Origin of the sequence: Sphingobium sp. UBA5915 (genome assembly GCF_002431195.1) — a bacterium.
In the GTDB taxonomy this organism is placed as follows: domain Bacteria; phylum Pseudomonadota; class Alphaproteobacteria; order Sphingomonadales; family Sphingomonadaceae; genus Sphingobium; species Sphingobium soli.
In genome coordinates this window covers 21,406-41,622 of record NZ_DJDV01000019.1, presented here as the reverse complement: position 1 = coordinate 41,622, position 20,217 = coordinate 21,406, and the positions used below count along the sequence as shown (strand labels likewise).

The 20,217-nt window shown below is 62.3% G+C and carries 18 protein-coding genes and 2 pseudogenes; 9 read left to right on the top strand and 11 right to left on the bottom strand.

Going from position 1 to position 20,217, the window contains the following annotated elements:
• Positions 1-726 precede the first annotated feature (726 nt).
• On the top strand, positions 727-2,436 hold the full coding sequence (locus tag B2V90_RS02855) for a thiamine pyrophosphate-dependent enzyme (RefSeq protein ID WP_228222737.1): 1,710 nt from the start codon (positions 727-729) through the stop codon (positions 2,434-2,436).
• Entirely contained in the window at positions 2,433-4,073 is a 1,641-nt protein-coding gene (locus B2V90_RS02850; protein WP_228222733.1) for an FMN-binding glutamate synthase family protein, read from the top strand. The genes B2V90_RS02855 and B2V90_RS02850 overlap by 4 nt, the downstream gene beginning before the upstream one ends.
• Before the next feature lie 495 nt (positions 4,074-4,568).
• Here the strand turns inward: B2V90_RS02850 and B2V90_RS02845 are convergent, their stop codons facing one another.
• From B2V90_RS02845 to B2V90_RS02835, 3 genes are read right to left on the bottom strand one after another with little or no spacing between them, the layout of a single operon-like run.
• On the bottom strand, positions 4,569-5,633 hold the full coding sequence (locus tag B2V90_RS02845) for a tyrosine-protein phosphatase (RefSeq protein ID WP_228222732.1): 1,065 nt from the start codon (positions 5,631-5,633) through the stop codon (positions 4,569-4,571).
• A gap of 14 nt (positions 5,634-5,647) precedes the next feature.
• Positions 5,648-5,809, bottom strand: a complete 162-nt coding sequence (locus tag B2V90_RS02840) for a hypothetical protein (RefSeq protein WP_349681202.1) — start codon at positions 5,807-5,809, stop codon at positions 5,648-5,650.
• A gap of 10 nt (positions 5,810-5,819) precedes the next feature.
• Positions 5,820-8,090 (bottom strand): TonB-dependent receptor, encoded by a 2,271-nt coding sequence (locus B2V90_RS02835; protein ID WP_293919609.1) that lies wholly within the window; start codon positions 8,088-8,090, stop codon positions 5,820-5,822.
• Between the two features lie 289 nt (positions 8,091-8,379).
• Between B2V90_RS02835 and B2V90_RS02830 the strand changes: the two genes are divergently transcribed.
• From B2V90_RS02830 to B2V90_RS02820, 3 genes and pseudogenes are all read left to right on the top strand, one after another.
• A complete protein-coding gene (locus B2V90_RS02830) occupies positions 8,380-9,573 on the top strand; it encodes a TetR/AcrR family transcriptional regulator (protein WP_228222730.1) in 1,194 nt (397 codons plus the stop codon).
• Between the two features lie 57 nt (positions 9,574-9,630).
• Positions 9,631-10,977: an MFS transporter gene (locus B2V90_RS02825; RefSeq protein WP_266103191.1), complete on the top strand. Its 1,347-nt coding sequence runs from the start codon at positions 9,631-9,633 to the stop codon at positions 10,975-10,977.
• Positions 10,978-11,319: 342 nt separating this feature from the next.
• Positions 11,320-11,466: pseudogene (locus tag B2V90_RS02820) on the top strand (molybdopterin cofactor-binding domain-containing protein); the annotation flags it as partial.
• A 60-nt stretch (positions 11,467-11,526) separates the two neighbouring features.
• Here the strand turns inward: B2V90_RS02820 and B2V90_RS02815 are convergent.
• The 7 genes and pseudogenes from B2V90_RS02815 to mnmA all read right to left on the bottom strand — a co-directional run bounded on the left by B2V90_RS02815 (position 11,527) and on the right by mnmA (position 17,125).
• Positions 11,527-12,081, bottom strand: a complete 555-nt coding sequence (locus B2V90_RS02815) for an IS5 family transposase (protein WP_414711571.1) — start codon at positions 12,079-12,081, stop codon at positions 11,527-11,529.
• Between the two features lie 47 nt (positions 12,082-12,128).
• Positions 12,129-12,247 (bottom strand): annotated as a pseudogene (locus B2V90_RS23095) (hypothetical protein); the annotation flags it as partial.
• 151 nt (positions 12,248-12,398) lie between these two features.
• Positions 12,399-12,692: a hypothetical protein gene (locus B2V90_RS02810; protein WP_228222728.1), complete on the bottom strand. Its 294-nt coding sequence runs from the start codon at positions 12,690-12,692 to the stop codon at positions 12,399-12,401.
• A 504-nt stretch (positions 12,693-13,196) separates the two neighbouring features.
• Entirely contained in the window at positions 13,197-13,643 is a 447-nt protein-coding gene (gene nusB, locus B2V90_RS02805; RefSeq protein ID WP_228222727.1) for a transcription antitermination factor NusB, read from the bottom strand.
• 86 nt (positions 13,644-13,729) lie between these two features.
• Positions 13,730-15,019, bottom strand: a complete 1,290-nt coding sequence (gene hisD, locus B2V90_RS02800; RefSeq protein WP_037541960.1) for a histidinol dehydrogenase — start codon at positions 15,017-15,019, stop codon at positions 13,730-13,732.
• A complete protein-coding gene (gene hisG, locus B2V90_RS02795; protein WP_228222726.1) occupies positions 15,009-15,671 on the bottom strand; it encodes an ATP phosphoribosyltransferase in 663 nt (220 codons plus the stop codon). Before hisG ends, hisD begins: the two co-directional genes overlap by 11 nt.
• Positions 15,672-16,018: 347 nt before the next feature.
• Positions 16,019-17,125 carry a tRNA 2-thiouridine(34) synthase MnmA gene (mnmA, locus tag B2V90_RS02790; protein WP_228222725.1) on the bottom strand — a complete coding sequence of 369 codons (1,107 nt, stop codon included), beginning with the start codon at positions 17,123-17,125 and terminating at the stop codon, positions 16,019-16,021.
• Positions 17,126-17,276: 151 nt separating this feature from the next.
• Between mnmA and B2V90_RS02785 the strand changes: the two genes are divergently transcribed.
• The 3 genes from B2V90_RS02785 to B2V90_RS02775 all read left to right on the top strand — a co-directional run bounded on the left by B2V90_RS02785 (position 17,277) and on the right by B2V90_RS02775 (position 18,459).
• The gene (locus tag B2V90_RS02785) at positions 17,277-17,576 is read left to right on the top strand and encodes a hypothetical protein (RefSeq protein WP_228227841.1); all 300 of its coding nucleotides are present in this window, start codon (positions 17,277-17,279) and stop codon (positions 17,574-17,576) included.
• A gap of 104 nt (positions 17,577-17,680) precedes the next feature.
• Positions 17,681-17,980, top strand: coding sequence for a DUF1153 domain-containing protein (locus B2V90_RS02780; protein ID WP_009820412.1), 300 nt, complete (start codon positions 17,681-17,683; stop codon positions 17,978-17,980).
• A gap of 224 nt (positions 17,981-18,204) precedes the next feature.
• Positions 18,205-18,459, top strand: a complete 255-nt coding sequence (locus tag B2V90_RS02775) for a GlsB/YeaQ/YmgE family stress response membrane protein (RefSeq protein ID WP_009820411.1) — start codon at positions 18,205-18,207, stop codon at positions 18,457-18,459.
• A 63-nt stretch (positions 18,460-18,522) separates the two neighbouring features.
• Here B2V90_RS02775 and B2V90_RS02770 read toward each other — a convergent pair whose 3' ends face one another.
• Entirely contained in the window at positions 18,523-18,771 is a 249-nt protein-coding gene (locus B2V90_RS02770) for a GlsB/YeaQ/YmgE family stress response membrane protein (protein WP_009820410.1), read from the bottom strand.
• Between the two features lie 261 nt (positions 18,772-19,032).
• On the opposite strand from B2V90_RS02770, the gene B2V90_RS02765 reads away from it, so the two are divergent.
• Complete coding sequence (locus B2V90_RS02765) at positions 19,033-20,202, top strand: efflux RND transporter periplasmic adaptor subunit (RefSeq protein WP_228222723.1); 1,170 nt, start codon at positions 19,033-19,035, stop codon at positions 20,200-20,202.
• Positions 20,203-20,217: the final 15 nt, after the last annotated feature.

The following is a 20,217-nucleotide window of genomic DNA, read 5'->3' as shown; positions in this document are numbered from 1 at the left end:
TTCGAAGCCAAGGTGGCATAATGAGATAAGTGACCGGCGCAAAACCGTTACAAGTCCAATCCTTTGTTCATAACTTCCACGAGCAATGGCCGCCGTCCCGTCGGAATAAGGCAAAGCTATCATTCCACGACCAACCCTCTCGCGCATGGCTGACCTTCGGTTTCTTTGGTGAAGCTGTCGGATGGATTGCCCGCCCCGACTGTCCGACACCTGATGGATGGGAGCCAGTCGCTTTTAGATGACCACGCGCGCTCGCATAACCAGCGTTTGCCATCTTGCAAACTCTATCAAAAAATGTCGAGTCCGATGACGCCGCGATCCAGCGCTCTAGCTATGAAAAGACTCCGTTTGCTGCCGCGTCCGGCCTCTCGAAACCGCCCGTTCGATGTGGAAAAGCAGGGCGCTCCGAACAGGCGACCAAGTAATAATGGCAGGTTCTGCTCTATTGCTGCTGCACCGCAGCGGACTGCCGCCGTAACTATCTTAGCTCGGGCCGTTCCAAGCTGTCGAGCGGGTTACCCCGCGGCGATCGACAGACGTTCGCGCCGTGACGGGGAAACGCCGATATGTTGGTTGATCGCTGCCGAAAACCGGACGGCCCGCGGCCGGGATACGAAATCCGCTGCTGAGCGTCGTCCAAGCGTCGAACATAAGGTATTTGCAACGGAACATACGCGCCATTCGCTGCTTTCCCCAGCATCTTGAGATGCAATCGGGGATCAGATGATGAGCACAATAGCGCAGGTAATCGTGCAAACGCTGGCGGCCGCAGGTGCTCGGCGTTGCTATGGCATTCCTGGCGACACCCTCAATCATGTGACCGATGCGATTCGCGACAGCGATATCCGCTGGGTGCATATGCGCCATGAGGAAGCGGGCGGCTTTGCTGCGGGCGCCGACGCGCTGTTGACTGGCGAACTCGCCCTGTGTGCCGGATCGTGCGGACCGGGCAGCCTTCACTTCATCAACGGTCTGTTCGAATCCCATCGCAACCGCGCGCCCGTCGTCCTCATCGCCAGCCAGATCGTCCGCGACGAACTCGGCTTCGATTTTCCGCAGGAGGTTGATTTCCAGCAAATCTACCGGGCATGTAGCGTCTTCTGCGAGGAGATCAGAACACCCGCCCAAGCCCGACGCAAGACCGCCATGGCCGCGCAGGCCGCATTGGCGAAGAAGGGCGTCGCCGTACTCATCGTGCCGGCCGACATAGCCAGCGCCAAGGCCCCCGACGAACCGCCCTTCGCGGTCCACCTGGCCGAGCCCGTCATCCGCCCGACCGATATCGATCTGGACCGTATCGCCGCCCGATTGAACGAGGGGAAGAAGATCGCCATCTATGGCGGATCGGGCTGCGAAGGCGCGCATGACCAGCTTGTCGCCCTTGCCTCCACCCTCCAGGCCCCGGTCGCCCATACATCGCGCGCCAAGGATTTCCTCGAATATGACAATGACTTCAATGTCGGGATGACGGGCATATTCGGCGGCGAATCCGGCTATCACGCGCTGATGACGTGCGACACGCTGCTGCTGCTGGGTTGCGATTTTGCCTGGCGGCAATATTATCCGGACAAGGCGACCATCATCCAAGTTGATATAGACGGCACCCATCTGGGTCGGCGTCATCCCGTCGATATCGGTGTCGTCGGCGACGTCGCGGCCACCTTGGACGCCCTGATGCCACGGATCGCGCCACGCAGCGACCGCGCGTTCCTGGACGAATGTCTGGCCCACCGGGTCCGCACGCTGGAGGTCGAGGCCAAACATGCGACCATCGGCAAGGGCGGCGCGATCCATCCCCAATATCTGACCGAACTGATTTCCAGGCACGCCCCGGATGACAGCATCTACACCGCGGACGGAGGATCACCGATGGTATGGTGCCTGCGCCACGTTGCCGCCACGGGGAAGAACCGCACCGTCATCAGCCTCAGCCATGGCACCATGGCCAATGCCATGCCCCAGGCGCTGGGTGCCAAGGCCGCCTTTCCCGACAGGACGGTGATATCCCTGTCGGGCGACGGCGGCATCGCTATGATGCTGGGCGATCTGCTGACGGCGGTTCAGGAACAGTTGCCGATCAAGGTCGCGATATTCAACAACAGCGCGCTCGATTTCGTCGAAATCGAACAGAAGGTCGAAGGGTTGCTGGAAGCCTATACCGACCTCGTCAATCCCGATTTCGCCCGCGTGGCCGAGGCTATGGGGTTCTGGGGGCGGCGCGTCGAGCAGGCCGAACATCTGGAAGACGCCGTCAAGGCCTGGCTCGCCGCGCCCGGCCCCGCGCTTCTCGATGTCGTGACGGATCGTTTCGAACTGGTCATGCCGCCCAAGGTGGAGGCGGGCCAAGTGGCGGGCATGGCGCTCTATTCGGCCAAGGCGGTGCTGAACGGACGGGGCCGCGACGTGGTCGGAATGGTCCGGAACCTTCTGTCGTGAGCGGCAAACCCAGTCTGGTCGTAGCGCTGACCCGCGACCATGCCCTGTCCCGCAACCTGTTGCTGGTGATCGGGCTGCTGGGCACGCTGGGCGCGCTGGCGGTCGGATGGCGTCATTCCCGCGCGCTCTGGTTGCTGCTTCTCTTCGCGCCGATGCTTGTCTTGGCGCTGATTGATTTGACCCAGCCCCATCACAGCCTGCGCCGAAACTATCCCGCGTCCGCCCGCTTTCGCTGGTTCTTTGAATGGCTGCGTCCTTTTGCCCGGGCCTATATCGTCGAAAGCGACCTGGACGGTCGCCCCTACAGCCATGACGAACGGGCGCTGGTCTATGCCCGGGCCAAGGGGGACGGAGACGCCCATCCATTCGGCACGGAGCTCGACGTCTATTCCGACGAATATGAATGGCTCGCCCATTCGATTGCGCCGTCAGCCGATGCGCCGAAGGAAACCCGCGTCCATGTCGGCACCGATCAGTGCAGCCGCCCCTATCAGGCCGCACGCCTCAACATCTCGGCGATGAGCTTTGGCGCACTTGGCGCCCACGCGATCGAGGCGCTCAATCTGGGGGCAAAGATCGGTAAGTTTTATCATGACACTGGCGAAGGCGGGCTGTCGCCCTATCATCTCAAACATGGCGGCGACATCGTTTGGGAAATAGGGTCGGGCTATTTCGGCTGTCGCGACCGACAGGGCCGGTTTGATCCTCGCCATTTCGCCGAACGCGCCGCCCATGACGCGGTCAAGATGACGGAAATCAAGCTGAGCCAGGGGGCTAAGCCCGGTCATGGCGGCTTACTCCCGGGGGCGAAGGTCACCCCGGAAATCGCTGCCACCCGCGACGTGCCCACGGGCGAGGATTGCCTGTCTCCGCCCGGCCATAGCGCCTTTTCGACCCCCATTCAGCTGGTCGAATTTGCCGGCAGGATGCGCGAGCTGTCTGGCGGAAAGCCGGTTGGTATCAAATTATGCGTGGGCTACCCCCATGAACTGTTCGCGGTCGTCAAGGCTATGATCGAAACTGGCATCCTTATCGACTATATCGTGATCGACGGCGCAGAAGGCGGCACGGGGGCGGCGCCTACGGAATTGTCGGATCGCGTCGGCATGCCCTTGCGCGAGGGGCTAATGCTGGCGCGCAATGCGCTGGTTGGCAGTCATCTCAAGGGCAAGATCAGGCTGGCCGCATCGGGCAAGGTCAGTTCGGGCGCGGGTATCGCCATGAATGCGGCCCTTGGCGCGGACTGGTGCAATGCGGCGCGCGCCTTCATGTTCTCGCTCGGTTGCGTCCAGTCGATGCGCTGCCATACCGACACCTGCCCGACCGGCATTGCAACCCAGTCTCCCGCACGCCAGAGAGCTCTGGTCATCCCGGAAAAGGCCGAGCGCGTGGCCCGGTTCCAGCGGTCCACCTTGTCAGCCCTGCACGACATGGTAGTCGCCTGCGGCCTCAACTCGCCGGACGAGTTTACGCCCGATAGCCTGCGTCAGCGGATCAGCGCAGTGGAGATGCGCTCAATGGACGAGCTTTATTCCTTCGTCGAGCCTGGCGAACTGCTCGATGGGGCGCGCGATGCCCGCCTCGCGCGCTGGTGGGCGCAGGCAGATCCGGAATCGTTTAAAAGGCGCATCACATGATCACTCGGCTCCCTTGTGAATGAGCAACCCGCTTTGGGAACCTGCTGCGTTCGCGTGCTCGATCCGTGTCGGCAGATCAGGATCGCAGAAAAGACGCCATAGGTGGCATAAGGAACCTATTGGCCTGAAGGTCGATCAGATGCGTCGGACGAAGGATTTGGAGCTAGAGAATGCGCAGCCGAGAAAACTCGTGGCGGATCTGGCGCTGGACCACGCGATCCTGAAAGGGGCGTAGAAGCTGCCTTCTTGCATCCCTCCATGCAATCGGACCATTCATCGCCGGCAGTCTAAAGGCGAAGCAGCCGCAACCAATGCGACTCTCGAACTGATTGTGCAGCTACAACAGGGCCTTGATGCGTTGGTCGAGCATCTCGCTCCATGTGCAAATGAAGCCGAAGGTTCATCCTCATTCATGGCGAATAAAGACAATCGGCCGTGACTATATCTGCGTCACGGCCGACCGGCGATCCTTCTTGGAAAGGCTATCTTGTCACGTTAGTCGAGCATGATCGCCCGCAACTTCGCGATGTCAGCGTCGGTCAGGCCCAGCGCCTTTTTCATATAGCCTTCCGACCCGCCATATTCACTGTCGATATGCGTGAAAAACTGGGCCAGATGCGATGCGCCGGTGGGGGTGTAAAGCGGTTCGGCAACAGCGCGCTTTTTTTCGTCCGCGCTGAAATAATATTTCAGGATCGGATTGTTGGGATAATCTGCTGGATTGACCTTGGGCATTTCATATTGCGGCCGCCGCAGTGCGGTCGACATATGATAATCCTTGAGGATCGTCTCGCGATCGACGCCCAGCATATCGTAGAGGATGGCTGTCGCCATGCCTGTGCGATCCTGCCCCGCCGAGCAATGATACAATACCGCGCCTTCATTCGCCTCGATCCGGCGATAGAGCGACCGAAGTTGTGGAACGAGCATCCGCTCCATGCCCTTGTAGGTGTTTTCGCCATTACCCTTGCCATAGGCTGCCATCAGGGGCTTGAGCGAATAGTCGTTGGCGATGAACAGGGCGCCGGTGCGATCGTCGATCTGGTCGGGCGCGACTTCGCGTTCTTCCAACGATCGCAGATCGACCACCGATCCTATGCCGAGTTGCCCAACCAAGGCATAGTCGGCCTCCGTGAACAGTGGCATCGCGCCGGAGCGATAGACTTTGCCCCAGCGTACGCTGCGGCCGTCTTTCGTCACATAGCCGCCAATGTCGCGGAAATTGCTGCCCTGTTCGATCGGCAGGACGCGTTCGCCCGCGACCGCGACGTTGCCAGCCTTGTCTTTCAGCAGGACATAGCGGCGTTCGGCGGCGGTAATGGGCAGCGTGACGGCGTCGCCCTTCGCCGCTGCCTTCATGAGCGCGCCATCGACCTTCTTGTCGTCCGCGTCGATCTGGTCATCCTTGCTGATCCAGATGCCGACCGGGATGATGTCGCCCCGGTTCAACGTGACGCTCTGCGCGTCGATGCGGGTCAGGCTGGCCACTTCCTTTGCCATTGCCGGGCTGGCCGAAGACAGCGCGATAAGGGCGAGGCTGATGATGAGGGTTGTGCGCATGGTGGGATCTCCCGTCAGAAGCCGAAGCGGACGCCGAACAGATAGCGCGACCCGATCTGCTCGACCTCGGTCGGCGTGGCAGGCGTGCCCTGATAGGCGATATATTTTTCGTTGGTCAGGTTGGCGAGGTCGGCGAAGAGCGTCAGATTTTCGGTCAATTCGTAACGGAGTGACACGTCAAGATTCTCATAGCCCTGACGATATTCGCCGCTGCCCATGCCGCCCAGAGTGTCGAGCCAGTGCGACCGCCATTGATAGCTGACGCGTGCCGATGCCGTATTTCTCGTAGAAGAGCGAGGCGTTGGCGATCGTCTTCGACATGCCTTGGAAAGCGATGCCCTTTTCTGTCGGGGTATCGAAGCTGCCGTCCAACAGGGTTACATTGCCCTGAAAGCCGAAGCCGTCCAGCGCGCCGGGCAGGAAGTCGAACTGCTTGAGCAGGTTGAACTCTACGCCGTAAAGCTTGCCGCTTTCGCCATTATAGGTGCCACTGAGCAAATAGCCCGACCGGTCGATACCACCGAAATTATAGAAGTCCGTGCCGACAGGCGCCTGGTTCTGATAGAGCACATTATCGACCCAGCGGTGGAAGCCAGCAACCGAAATCATGCCGTTGCCGGGCAGATAATATTCGATGCTGGCGTCCGCGCCCCAGGTATATTCCGGACGAAGGGCGGGATTGCCGCCGCTGATCGTGCCGGGACTGTTGGTATCGTTGATAGATGCGCCGACACGGATTGCGCCATAGGCCGGGCGCGAAATGCTGCGCTGACCCGCCAGACGCAGGACCAGATTGTCGGTCACGGCATATTTCAGATTCAGGCTGGGGAAAAAGTCGGTCTTCGTGTCGTCATAGGTTAGCGGCGTGGCGACGCCCTCGGCGACGACCGTGCCCTTGTTGTTCATGCTGTAGCGTTCGATGCGCACGCCACCCACGGCGGTCAGAGCGCCGCTTTCGACCTTACCCATAATATAGCCGGCCAGCGTCTTTTCGCGCTGGGCGTAGCGGTCACTCGCAGGGGTATCGAGCGCGGGATTATAAAGGCCTGCCGCTTCCATCCGGACCAACAGGCTGTCGATGTCGCGGCGCATGGCGACATTGTCGACATAGTTGAGCGTTACACCAAGCGGAAAGCCGGTGTCCCAGGCCGTGTTCGTAACATAGCTGTTGATGTCAAACGGTTGACCCACGCTGGCGCCCAACGCGCCAATATATGCGAGGTTGGCGGTCGAGAAGAGAGTACCGTCGATCGTGCGATCGGCATAGAGGCTGCCAGCCGATACCGTGATATCACCCATTTCCTTGGAGATGTCGAACTTGGCCGTATAGCTGTCGGACACAGTCCTTTGCCGCGCGGCGATCATGTAGGCACCGCTGCTCGACAGGCTGGCCTGATTGAAAGGACCCTCGACACTGACGATCGGGAAATTAGGATCGCTATTGTCATAGCTGAGCGACAGATTATTCTCCCCGCTGGTAGACGCCTGCACCAACGGCAGGTAACTGGTATTTTCTGTACGGGTATAGTTGAACTTGAAAGATGCGGTCAGACCGTCATCCGTTTCATAGTCGCCGCCCACGGTGCCGATATAGTTGCGATTGCGATATTCACCGAAATTGAAGCTGCCGCGCAGCGGTACACCGGTCAACGTGCCGCTATCCTGCGTGCGAATACCGCCTGTTGCGCGATCCAGTCGGAATTCATACTGGTTGCGCTGTTCATTGTCGTTGAATTCGCTGAAGATCGCCTTGGCATAGATGCGCTGGCCATCCGCTGGACTATACTCCACACCGCCAAACAGGCCGTTGTTCCAGCGCTCGATTTTATACTGGCGCACGTCGAATTCGGTTGGACCGTTCGCGTCGTAGGCGCCGACTTCGCGATTGTCAGTCAACTGTTTGCGGCGATAATGGGATCCGCCCAGCACGACGCCGAAATTGTCGTTGGACCAGGACAGGCGCAGCGACCCCTGACGCTGTTCGCCGCCGCCCAGATCCATCATGCCGTAGCCGGCATCGCCTGAAACGTGCAGCCCCTTGCGATCCATCGGGGAATAAGTCCGCAGATCGATAGTGGCAACGACCGCGTCAGCCTGCAGATCGCTGGTCAGTGACTTGTTGATGACCATTTGCGACAGCAGCACAGCGGGAATGGCATCGAAGCGGAAGGCGCGGGTGTCGCCGCCTTCATCGACACCGACCATCGGGATGCCATCGATACTGACACTGGTCCAGCGATTGGGTGCGCCGCGGACTTGAATATATCTTTCCTGGCCCTGATCGCGCTGAACGGCGACGGCGGGCAGACGAGACAGGGCAGCAGCGGCGTTCTGGTCAGGGAAGCGGCCGACGGAGTCTGATGCGGCAATGTCGGTCAGGTTTACCGCGTCGCGCTTCAGCCCGATTGATTCCTGCTGTGCGGACAGGATGGCGCCGGTGACGACGATTTCGCCCATATCGTCTTCCGCGGCAGGCGCAGGGGCGGGTGGTTGTTCGGCGGCAAAAAAAGGCTGAGTTAAGGCTAGAACACCGCAGATGGCGGTCGTTCGCAAAAGCAAGGTGCCAGGCAAGATCATGATGCAGTCCCCCAAGTGGTTCGCCGGCCGACTAGAACGGTTGTATGTAACTTATGTGACGCTTGTTCACTCGGACGCAACATATGTATGGCGCAGATTGCGGGTCGCCCGTTTGCGATAGGCTTGCTATGAGGGGCAGCCATATCCTTCAGATCAGAGCCGGTTCCCGATGATTGAAACGACAGCTAAATCGTCTGATATCAGGCTAATAGATGCTGTTATTGATATATGGGAAACGGGCGGGGCTGATGCCGTTTCCGCGCGGCAGCTGTCCGCTAACGCGGATGTACCCGCGTCTTCTATATACCATCATTTTGGATCTCTGGAACAGTTGTTGGTATTGGCGCAGGAACGGGCGCAGCGTGATGCACGGCTATGGGGACAGGATCGTCTGGCACAGATGGACGGCCTCTCGACCGATTCGCGGGCTTTTCCTGGTTTTTTTGCAGGGCTGGTCGACGATTGGGTGCATGATCAGCGCGGCGTGGCCTTTGCCTGGCGCGAAGGTCAGCTGCTTCGCACAAAAAGCCCGGCTGGGGCGCAGCTGCGGGCTGGCTGGCGCACGCTGTGGAGGGATTTTTGGGAGCAGGCCTGCGATCGGTTCGGTCTGAGCCATGGCGTAGACATGGTCGACCATCTGTTCGAGAACGAGGCGTTCCTGCATATGCTTAAGTGGCGCCGGGCGGTAGATCGCGCGGGGCTCGACGAATTGGCACAGGGTATTGGCGCATGGCTGATGGGGGAGGCGATGCCCGCGTCGCCCTGGCGCGATTTTGCGCGCAATCTGGCAATGGCGCAGGCCCCCGAACCTCCGGACCATGACCCCACGACCGCGCGGATTGCGGAGGCCGCGGCCGCGCTGGTCGAGGAAGCCGGGCCATCGGGGGTGACCCATCGCGCCGTAGCTGAACGGGCGGAACTGACGCTGGGCGTCGTGTCTCACAAACTGCGAACCAAGTCTGAGCTGCTACAGGCCGGATATGAGGGCATTTATGTCGAGGCTGCCTCGCGCGTGCGCGCGCGCGCATCGGCTGCGGCAGCCGATGCGGCGGCGGCGCTGGACGGCATTGCCGATTTTCTCACTGTATCGCGAGGCGGACGGGGTGTTGATGCACTGCATCTGGCGGTCGCACGCGATGCTGCGCTACGCCCGTTCGGCCTGCAACTCCGCTATCTGCGCGGCGCTACATCGCGCTCACTGCTCAGCCTGCTTCGCCCCGACCATCCTGAACCGGGTCATTTGGAAGCGGCCATATTGTCGGGTTTCCTGGCGGCGGTGACGCGCCTTCATGCCGACAGCGACGCCGATCATGCGCGCGCGAAGATCAGGGCGGATATCGTCCGGATGATAGCGATACGCTGAAATATTCGCGCAGTGGGCGGTCATAAGCCTGTCACGCGCGCGGCGTAACGGCCCGCCATGTCGATCGGCCTTTCCTTGCAGGCGAAGTCCACATCCTTTGCACCGGGCGTGCGTATAGGACGCCTGGAACTGGCGGCCTTCACTTTGCCGGTGCTGCTGTTCCAGGCGATCGAACTGACCTGGCGTGCTTATCTGCCCCGCTTTCTCAATCAGGATGTGGGCATTGCGCTGGGCGCTGTCGGGGCATTGCTGCTGGGCGCGAGATTGCTCGACGCCATGGCCGATCCGCTGCTGGGATGGATCAGCGATACGGTCCGCACTCCCTTTGGCCGACGCAGGCCTTGGATGGTCTTTGGCGCCACCTTGGTGCCCTTCGGTGCGTTGCTGCTGTTTCTGGCGCCGACTGACGCTTCCATGACGATGATCGTGGCGGCCAGCCTGTTGCTGCACATCGGCTACAGCTTCATCATCACGCCGCATGGCGGCTGGGGACTCGAACTGTCCGACGATCGGCATCAGCGGACCCGGATCATGGGGGCGAAGGTGTGGTTCGCGGTGGTCGGATCACTTGGCCTGCTGGCATTCCTTGCCCTGCTGGAACGCGGTTTTGCAGTCCCGTTGCGGCTTGAAATGGCGCTGTTGGGCTGGGCGATTGCGGTCCTTGCGCCATTGACGGTACTGGTCGTGATCCTGCGTTTCCCCGAACGGCCTGCACCTGACGGGGCGGGACAGGCGGGCGGACCGATGATGCTGATCCGGGCGATGCTGACCAATGGCGATATGCGCCGGATACTGCTGCTGTATATCGTGACCGGCGCGGCCGATGCGGCGGCCGCCTCCATCTTTCTGTTTCTGGCGGAGGATGGGCTGGGGCTGAAGGGGTGGAGCGCGACATTGCTCATGATCCAGCCGGTCATGGCGTTGCTCACCCTGCCTTTGTGGAGCCGGTTGAGCGTCCGGATCGGGCGCAAGCGGGTATTGATGATCGCTTATGCGATGCAGGCTCTGGCCGCGCCGCTGCTGTTCCTCGTTCCTGCCGGGCAGCCGGTCCTGTTCGGTGCTTTTCTTGTGCTGCGGGCGCTGGGCTGGGGCGTAGACTATATGCTGTTGCGCGCGATGATCGCCGACGTTGCCGATGAGGGTGATAGGGGCGCCAGCCGCTTTTCCGCCAGCTATTATGGCGTGAGCAGCATCACGCTGAAAATCGCAATGGGGCTGGGCGGCGCGGGCGGCCTGTGGCTGATCGACCTGGCCGGGCGGGCAATATGGCCCGGCGGCGGCGACCTCATTCTGCGCATGGCTTTCGCCGCGCCGGCGATGCTGGCGGCGCTGATCGCGCTTCCCTTGCTGAACGGAGGACGGCAGATGGTCCCGCATGCGGGCACTTTACAAGCCGACGCTTGACCAAACCTGCATTTCGACGATCGCGGACGCGCTCGGAATCGTGGCGGCGGATGTCACGGTTGAATTAGGTGCCTCCGACCTTCCGCCATCGATTTGCGCGGGGCGCGCGTGGACGACGGCCTCGGCAGGTTCTGCCATCCATCTTGCATGCAAATGGATCTAGGCGCGCTTTGGCGGTGCCTTGCCGAAATCGCTCGAGGCAGCTGGCGCCACCGTTATTAAGTAATATACCGAGTTCAACCCGCCGCATGGGGCGACCGAGATGGCGGACCTCCACCACGGCGCACTGATGGCCGGAGGCAGCATCGCGACGCAGCCGATGCCTGACCCGCCGCAGGCCGGATCATCAACCAGCAGACCCGCCGCAGCCAGCTGATGGGTGGCATGATTTGGGGTATCGCCTCGGCGTTGCACGAGGCGATGGAAATCGACGAACATAATGGCCGGGCGGTGAACGACAATCTCGCCGAATATGTCCTGGCGGTGCACGCCGACATCCCTGACGTTGATATCATCGTGCTGCCGGAACGCGACGAGCAGGTGAACGCGCTAGGCGACGTGGGCAAATTTGAGGCAGTATCTGGCGGTGGCGAGATGGACCATGCCGAGGAAGCTGTTGGCAAGCTGGTTATAGCGGGTGGCGATGGCGCGGTTGATTTTGAGATGGCCCAACATGCGCTCGATGCGGTTGCGCTGGTTGTAGAGCGTTCGATCATGCTCGATCTTGACGCGGCGGTTTGACCGGCAAGGGATGACGGCAGCAATCGTCTGCTCGGCAAGATCCGCACAGATGGCATCAGCGTCATACCCCTTGTCCGCCAACAAAGCGCCGGGCGTGCGCTCGGGCAGATTGATCAAAGCATCATACGCCTTGCAGTCCGCTGCCTCGCCACCTGTTAGTTGGAAGGCAACTGGTCGTCCGAGGGCATCAGCCAAGCAGTGAAGCTTACTGGTGAACCCGCCCCGCGAGCGGCCAAGAGCGCGTCGATGAGTCCCCCTTTTCCGCCCGCTGCCGAGACGTGGGCGCGGACTGTGGTGCTGTCGATGCTGTAGTGACCGGTGTCCGCCATGATTTCGGCCCACGTCACGGCAACGGCCTCCCATACCCCGGCTTCGCTCCACCGCCGGAACCGTCGATAGATGGTGTTCCAACTGCCATATTTGGGCGCCAAGGAGCGCCGCACCGAAGCCGCCAGAGTATGCCGTTAATGATTGAGCGGTTCTGCTCGGGTAGCCTGCCTGGACCACGGTTCTCTGGCTCGACCGGCAACAAATCCTTCAGAACCCGCCATTCTGCTTCAGTGAGATCGCCTCTGCTCAAGCCTGCCTCCAAAAGCAGCCTTGAATCAACCCTCTCAGGTCGGGTCAAGCCTCACGTCCTGTTAGCGAGGAGATGACCTAACCAAACTCCTCTGCCCCCCTTAATCTCGGGGGAGCTTCCCCGCGATACCTTCAAATTCGACCGCCGTAAAACCGGTCAAGGTCGGCATTTCCCACTCGCAGAAGCGTTTGTCAGAGATGGCGTGAAGCACCAAACCCCTGACGCCCAGAAGCTCCAAATGTGACAGGGCCGTGTTCGGAACAACGGCAAGCACGGCTTCCACTATCCGATCCGCCACCGGCTCAATGCTCGGAAAGGTGATCACCAAGTCTCCATCGAGCTCCAATTCACCCAGCGCCATCGCTACCGTTTTACTGAGAAGTTTGTCCTGCATGCTGCCTCACCCGTTCAAGATTCACTGATTGAGGAAGCGGGCCATGCGGCAACCGGGCACGTTCTCGCGGCATCAATTTGTCCACGCCAGCCGCCATCCTCTCAAGGATATGACCGGCTTATCATTCCACGACCAATCCTCTCGCGCCCAGCCAATCTTCGGCATTTTTGCTGGAGCTGTCGGCAGGATCGCCCGCGCCGGATGTCCGGGTTCTGATAGTTCAGGAGCCGGCCGCGTTCAGATGAACGAACGCGCATCGCTGGCGCTCGCTTATCTCGCATATTGTACCAAAAATGTTGCGTTCGAGCGAAGCCGAGATCCGGCGCTCTAGCGAGGAACAGCTTGGGCCAGCGGGCATGTCCGGCGTCTCGAAACTGCCCGTGGGATATGGAAAACGCAGGTGCTACACCGGCACCGCTCCTGACGAAGGCGCGTGGGCGAGCAATTGATATTCCGCTGCTGTTCCTCCTAGCGCAGCCCGATCCTCAGATCAGACGCGCCGGATCAGCCGCGCACATCCTTGGCCACGCCATCGAGCAGGCCGTTGACGAAGCCGGCCTCGCGCTTGTCGTAAAAGGCGTGGGCGACATCGACATATTCGCTGATGACCGTGCCGGTGCCGACATCATTGCGCGCCAGCAGCTCATAAGTGCCCGCGCGCAGGATTTGACGCATCGGCTTGTCCAGCCGGTCCATCGACCATCCGCTCGACAGGCGCGCGGCGACCAGCGCGTCTATCTCCGCCCGGCGCTTGTCCACACCGGTCACGATATCGTCGAAAAAGCTTTCCTCCGCCTGCGCATAGGTCACGTCCTCAATGGTCGCGCCCAGCCGATGCTGGTGAAATTCGTGCAACAGGCTGGCGAGCGGCGTGCCCTCCATCTCCAGCTGGTAGAGCGCCTGGACCGCGGCGAGGCGCGCGGCGGAGCGGGATTTGGAGCGATCGTTCATACGCTTAGATAATCCGTTCGGTTCGAGCCTGTCGAGAACCCTGTTCCTCCGGTTCTCGACAGGCTCGAACCGAACGGGGGTGGTTGTCAGGACAAGCGCAGCGCCACTGACGCTGCATGGGCGGGCAGCCCCTCCGCCTGCGCCAGTGCGACGGCGGCAGGGCCGATCGCGCCGATCGCATCGCGGTCGAGGCTGAGGAAACTGGTGCGCTTCATGAAGTCGAGCACCGACAATCCCGACGAGAAGCGCGCGCGGCGGCCGGTCGGCAGCACATGGTTCGGGCCGGCGACATAATCGCCCACCGCTTCTGGCGTCATCCGGCCCAGGAAGACAGACCCGGCATGGCGCACCTGCGCGAACAAAGGTTCGGGGTCTTCCACCGCCAGTTCGAGATGCTCTGGCGCCAGGGCGTTCACCAGCGGCATCGCCTCCTCCAGATCGCGCACGATGATGATCGCGCCATTGGCGTCCCAGCTGGTCCGCGCGACCGCGCTGGTGGACAGCGCGGGAAGCTGGCGCTCAACCGCTGCGGCGACCGCATCGGCAAAGGCGGCATCGTCGGTGAAGAGGATCGACTGGCTGGTCGGATCATGTTCCGACTGGCTGAGCAGATCGGCGGCGGTCCATTCGGGATCGTTGCGACCATCGGCGACGACGACGATCTCCGAGGGTCCCGCAACCATGTCGATACCGACCACGCCATAGAGCTGGCGTTTGGCTTCCGCCACCCACGCATTGCCGGGGCCGGTGATGACATCCACCGGCCTGACCCGGTCGGTGCCATAGGCGAGCGCGGCCACCGCTTGCGCGCCGCCGACACGCCAGATTTCCTCGATCCCCGCGATCTGCGCGGCGGCCAGCACCAGCGGGTTGATTTCCCCGCCCGGCGTCGGCGTCACCATGGCGATGCGCGCGACGCCCGCAACCTTGGCCGGGATGACGTTCATCAGCAGCGAGCTGGGATAGGCGGCGCGTCCGCCCGGCACATAAAGGCCGGCCGCGTCTACCGCGCTCCAGCGGGCGCCCAGCCGCACGCCGGCCGCGTCCACACCGTCGCTGTCCTGCGGCTTCTGCTTTTCATGATAGGCCGTGATGCGTGCGGCGGCGAGTTCCAGCGCGTCGCGCAATTCGCTGGAAATTCCATCGAGCGCCGCGCGCGTTTCCGTCGCCGTCACGGACCATCCGCTGACATTCAGGTCATGCCGGTCGAACCGCTGCGTATAGTCGGCCAGCGCCGCGTCGCCCCCGGCCCGCACCGCCTTGAGGATCGCGGTCACGTCCCGCGACACATCCTCATCCGCTTCCCGCCGCGCATCGACCAAAGCGGTGAAGGCAGACGGGAAATCCGAGTCCGTGGTAGAAAGCCTAAGCGGCATCCTTCACCCCCACGGCGGCGCGGAACGCTTCGACCAGCGGCACCAGATCGGCCGACCGCATCTTGTAGGCAGCGCGGTTGACGATCAAGCGCGCGGAAATCGGCATGATGATGTCGGTTTCGACGAGGCCATTGGCCTTGAGCGTCGCGCCCGACGAAACCAGATCGACGATCCGCCGCGACAGCCCGAGCGAAGGCGCCAGCTCCATCGCGCCATTCAGCTTGACGCATTCGGCCTGAAGCCCGCGCGCCTCAAAATAGCGGCGGGTGAGGTGCGGATATTTGGTCGCGACGCGCACATGGCTCATCGCCGCCGGATCTTCATCGGCCAGGCCCGCAGGCTCGGCGACCGACAGGCGACAATGGCCGATATCGAGGTCGACCGGCGCATAAAGTTCGGAATAGCCGAACTCCTCCACCACGTCGGACCCCACGATGCCGATTTGCGCCGCGCCATGGGCGACGAAGGTCGCAACGTCAAAAGCGCGCACGCGAATGATCGACACGTCCGCGCGGTTGGTGGCAAAGCGCAGCGCCCGGCTCTTCTTGTCATGAAACTCCGCCTCCGGCTCGATACCGGCCCTGGCAAGCAAAGGCAGCGCCTCATCGAGGATGCGCCCCTTGGGAATGGCGAAGGTGAGCGAACGAGTCATGACGCGGGGCACTTAGGCGCGGGGGCGCAAAAGGGCAAGGTTTGGGGGAGATACACCGCTGATGACAATGATGATGGTTTCTGGCAAAGGGGGCTTATGAGGCCAGTCCGTTTCGACCCCCTGTTCGCCATCTTCACGATCGCGACAACAATTTACGTGACAAATGAGGGCAATAGAGGCGGTGATCCGACCATTGCCCTGCTGTTGTTCCTTCTTATTACTTTTGGAACTGTGGTGGCCGACATACTATATCGTTGTATTGAATGTTTTTCCCGAGCAAGCAGGGAGTGTTGGTTAGGTAGGCTACTATAGCATTATTGCAGAACGCTTGAGAATCGGGGACCTGCTCAAGCCGCCTGCGCCATCACGCCTTGCGTGCTGGCGATCCAGCCGCCGCCCAGCACGCGGTCGCCGGCGTAAAGGACCGCCGCCTGCCCCGGCGCGACGCCATATTCCGGCGCGTCGAAGATCAGCCGGTCGCCCTCCAGCCGCGCGGGCACGGGCCTGGCCATCGATCGCACCTTGGCGGTCAGCGGCCCAGCAAAGTCGCCGCCCAGCCAGTTGATGTCCGACAAGAGCGCGCCCGACACCGCCAGCGCCGCCTTCGGCCCCACGATGACGCGGCGCGCCTCCGCGTCCAGCCGCACGACATAGAGCGGTTCAGCCTGCCCGCCAATCTCCAGCCCCTTGCGCTGGCCGACCGTATAATGGATCAGCCCCCTGTGCCGCCCCATCACCCGGCCATCGACATGGACGACCTCGCCGCCCTCGTCCGCATCCGGGCGCAGCTTGCGCACGATCTTGGCATAATCGCCATCGGGCACGAAGCAGATGTCCTGGCTGTCAGGCTTCAACGCTACAGACAGGCCCAGTTCCGACGCAATCTCGCGCACCTGGCTCTTGGGCAGCCCGCCCAGCGGAAAACGCAGATAGTCGAGCTGCGCCTGAGTCGTGGCAAACAGGAAGTAGCTCTGGTCGCGCGCAGGGTCGGCGGCGCGGTGCAGCTCTGCTCCTGCCGCGCCCTCGACCCGGCGGACATAATGGCCCGTGGCCAGGCAATCGGCCCCCAGGTCGCGCGCAATCTGGAACAGGTCGGTGAACTTCACCCCCATATTGCATTTGACGCAGGGAATGGGGGTGCGGCCGGCCATATATTCATCGGCGAAGTCGGCGATCACCGAATCGCGGAACCGGCTTTCATAATCAAAGACATAGTGCGCAATGCCGATGCGGTCGGCGACCGCGCGCGCATCGCGTATGTCCTGCCCCGCGCAGCAGCTGCCGGTGCGGCCCACCGCTGCGCCATGATCGTACAGCTGAAGCGTTACGCCGATCACTTCCGCGCCGGTCTTCGCCGCAAGCGCGGCGACGACGCTGCTGTCCACGCCGCCGGACATGGCGACGACAATGCGCCGCTGATCGCGCGGCTCGGCAAGCTGAAATTCGGGCTGCATGGGCGCGCATATAGGAGCAAGCGCGGCGGCGTGCAAAAGTTAACGAAATATGACGCCCTTCGGTCACTTTACCGCCAGAATGACTCGCAGAACGGGGTGAAGCGTTGGGCGGGTTTACCGACGGTTATCCATTCCCCGCTAGAACAAGCCCATGGACTTGAGTTTCCTCCGGGCAGGCGGGCTGACCCCCGCCAACGCCAGAGTGACCGGCTGGCCACGCGTGCCGGTCTGGCCGTTCCTGCGCGCCGCCACTGCGGCGGCCCAGGCTGCCAGCCCGACCGCAAAGGCCGTGGCGGGAAGCCTGCGGGGGCAGGATGGAGGCGATGATTGGGTCCAGGAACTGGCGGATGTGTTCGCGCCACGTTCCGGCGGCATGATCGAAGCCGTGCGATTGTCGGGCAGTTTCAACCCGGTGGTCGCAGGTCGACTGAATAGGGGACAGGAGGAATGAAGCCGGTGTTTACCTTCGCGCTTTAGTCCCTGTTCAGGGCTGATGGAGATAACAGGGTTTCACGGCAGAGTTCGGCAAGGCCAGCGCCGCAAATTGAGGTAAGAATGATCGAGAACCAGAAAATCAGGCCAGCCCAGGTCGTCGGTCCGCTCGGAGAGCCCCTGACGCTCGACAGCCTGCCGCCGCGCGATACGACGCGCTGGGTGGTGCGGCGCAAGGCCGAAGTGGTCGCCGCCGTGAATGGCGGGTTGCTCAGCGTGGACGAAGCCTGCGCCCGCTATAATTTGACGCTGGAGGAATTTGCCGGCTGGCAGCGGGCCGTCGATCGGTCGGGCATGCACGGACTGCGCGTGACGCGCATCCAATATTATAAGTCGCTCTATGAGCGGCAGCAGAAATATTGACCGTCGGAGCGTCACCGTCTTGGGCGCGGCTATGACAGCCCATCAGGAAGCCGCTGGCGCGATCCGGCGGCTTCTTTGCCTTGGCGCATAAAAAAGCCTGCTCTAACGGGCGGAAAGCCAAGATGGTTTCAATCCCGGAATCATTTCTGCGTGATGGAACGCGATGCCCTTTGCTCCGTTGAATAGGCACCCAACCCGATGGGGGCCTGGTCAAGGAGAGTAACATGGGAATCATCTTGTGGCTGATCGTCGGCGGCATCATCGGCTGGCTTGCCAGCATGGTCATGCGCACGGACGCACAGCAGGGCATTTTGCTCAATATCGTTGTCGGCATCGTCGGCGCCTTCATTGGCGGCCTGATCTTCAGCGGCGGTTCGATCAACGACGGTCTGACCGTCTACAGCTTCCTGGTTTCGCTGGTCGGCGCAATCATCCTGCTGGCGATCGTCAACCTGGTGCGTCGCGGCTCGATGCGCTAAGCGCGAAGACGCTTCAATCCTAAAAGGCCGCGCCCCATGGGCGCGGCCTTTTTTTGCATGCGCTCAACGGCGGGCCATGACCAACCGATAGAGCGCCAGTATCGCGGCCGATCCCGCGCAGGCGGCGATAAATCCGGCTTTTTGCCCGGCCCCGTAAAGCCCCATCAGTCGCCCGACGAAACCGGCGAACAATGCCCCCGCGATCCCCAGCAGGATCGTCACCGCACGACCGCCTGGATCGCGCGCCGGCATGAGAAAGCCCGCCAGCGCGCCCGCCACCAGGCCGATCAAAATCCACCCCAGCACGTCCATGACGCACCCTCCTTGTCCTTGATGTGCGACCCGCCGGGATAGCGCCACAAAACAGGCTGCGTGGCAAGTTGATGCGCTATCGAAACGGTCCAGCCCGTGCTAAGGCGTCGCCATGGTGAAACGGCCGGACGCCGGCGGACCATGGTCCTATTATCGCTTTGCGCTCTAACCCGCCCCCATGATAAATGGGCTTGAGGCAGGTGCTATATTCATATAACACAGTCGCCAACAGGGGCAAAGCGCCGGAGAGATGGAATCGGCATGAACTACGAAACCCAGCTGCTGGGCGACTCGGCAATCATCATGGACGGGGATGATCGGCGCCGCAGCAGGAAGAAGCTCATCATCGGCGCAGGCGTCGTGGTCGCGCTGATCGCGGTGGCGGCGGCCATTTCGATGCGCGGAGGCGATCCTGCCGCGACGCCCGCGCCGGGCGCTGTCGCACCGGTCGTGACCGTAACCAGCCCTGGCCAGTCGACGGTGGCCCGCACCGTGCGCGCGACGGGCTCGCTCGCGGCGCGCGTCGACATGCCGGTCGGCGTCGTCGGCGAAGGCGGCATGGTCAGCCGCGTTCTGGTTCAGCCGGGCGACTGGGTGAAGGCGGGTCAAACGCTCGCGACGATTGAACGTTCGGTGCAAAGCGAGCAGGTGCGCTCGCTCGCCGCGCAAGTCGAGGTCGCCCGCGCCGACGCCAAGCTCGCCCAGGCCCAGCTTGATCGCGCCAAGGCGCTGGTCGGCCGCGGCTTCATCAGCGCCGCCGACATTGACCAGCGCACCGCCACCCGCGATCAGGCGGAGGCGCGCGTGCGTGTCGCTCAGGCGCAGCTGGCCGAACAGCGCGCGCGCACGGGCCGACTGGATATCCGCGCGCCGGCCGCCGGACTGGTGCTCACCCGCTCCGTCGAACCGGGCCAGATCGTGCAAGCGGGCAGCGGCGTGCTGTTCCGCATGGCCAAGGGCGGCGAGATGGAAATGCAGGCGCAGGTCGCGGAAGGCGATCTTGCGACGCTGCGCGCCGGCAACAGCGCCGTCATCACGCCGATCGGCACCGACGCGCGGATCGCCGGACGCGTGTGGCAGGTGTCGCCCGTGGTCGATCCCCAGACGCGCCAGGGCATCGCCCGTATCGCCATTCCCTATGACCAGGCGATCCGGCCTGGCGGATTTGCGTCCGCGACCATCACCAGCGGATCGGGGAACGCGCCGTTGCTGCCGGAATCGGCGGTGCAGAGCGATCCCAAGGGCAGTTTCGTCTATATCGTCAACGGCAAGAATCAGGTCGAACGGCGCAATGTGACAGTGGGCCAGGTGTCCGATGATGGCGTGGCCATCACCGGCGGCATCACCGGCGCGGAAAAGATCGTGACGTCGGCCGGCGCCTTCCTGACGCCGGGGCAGAAGGTGAAGCCGGAAATGGCGAAGGGCCGCTGAGGCGACGGGGCCGAT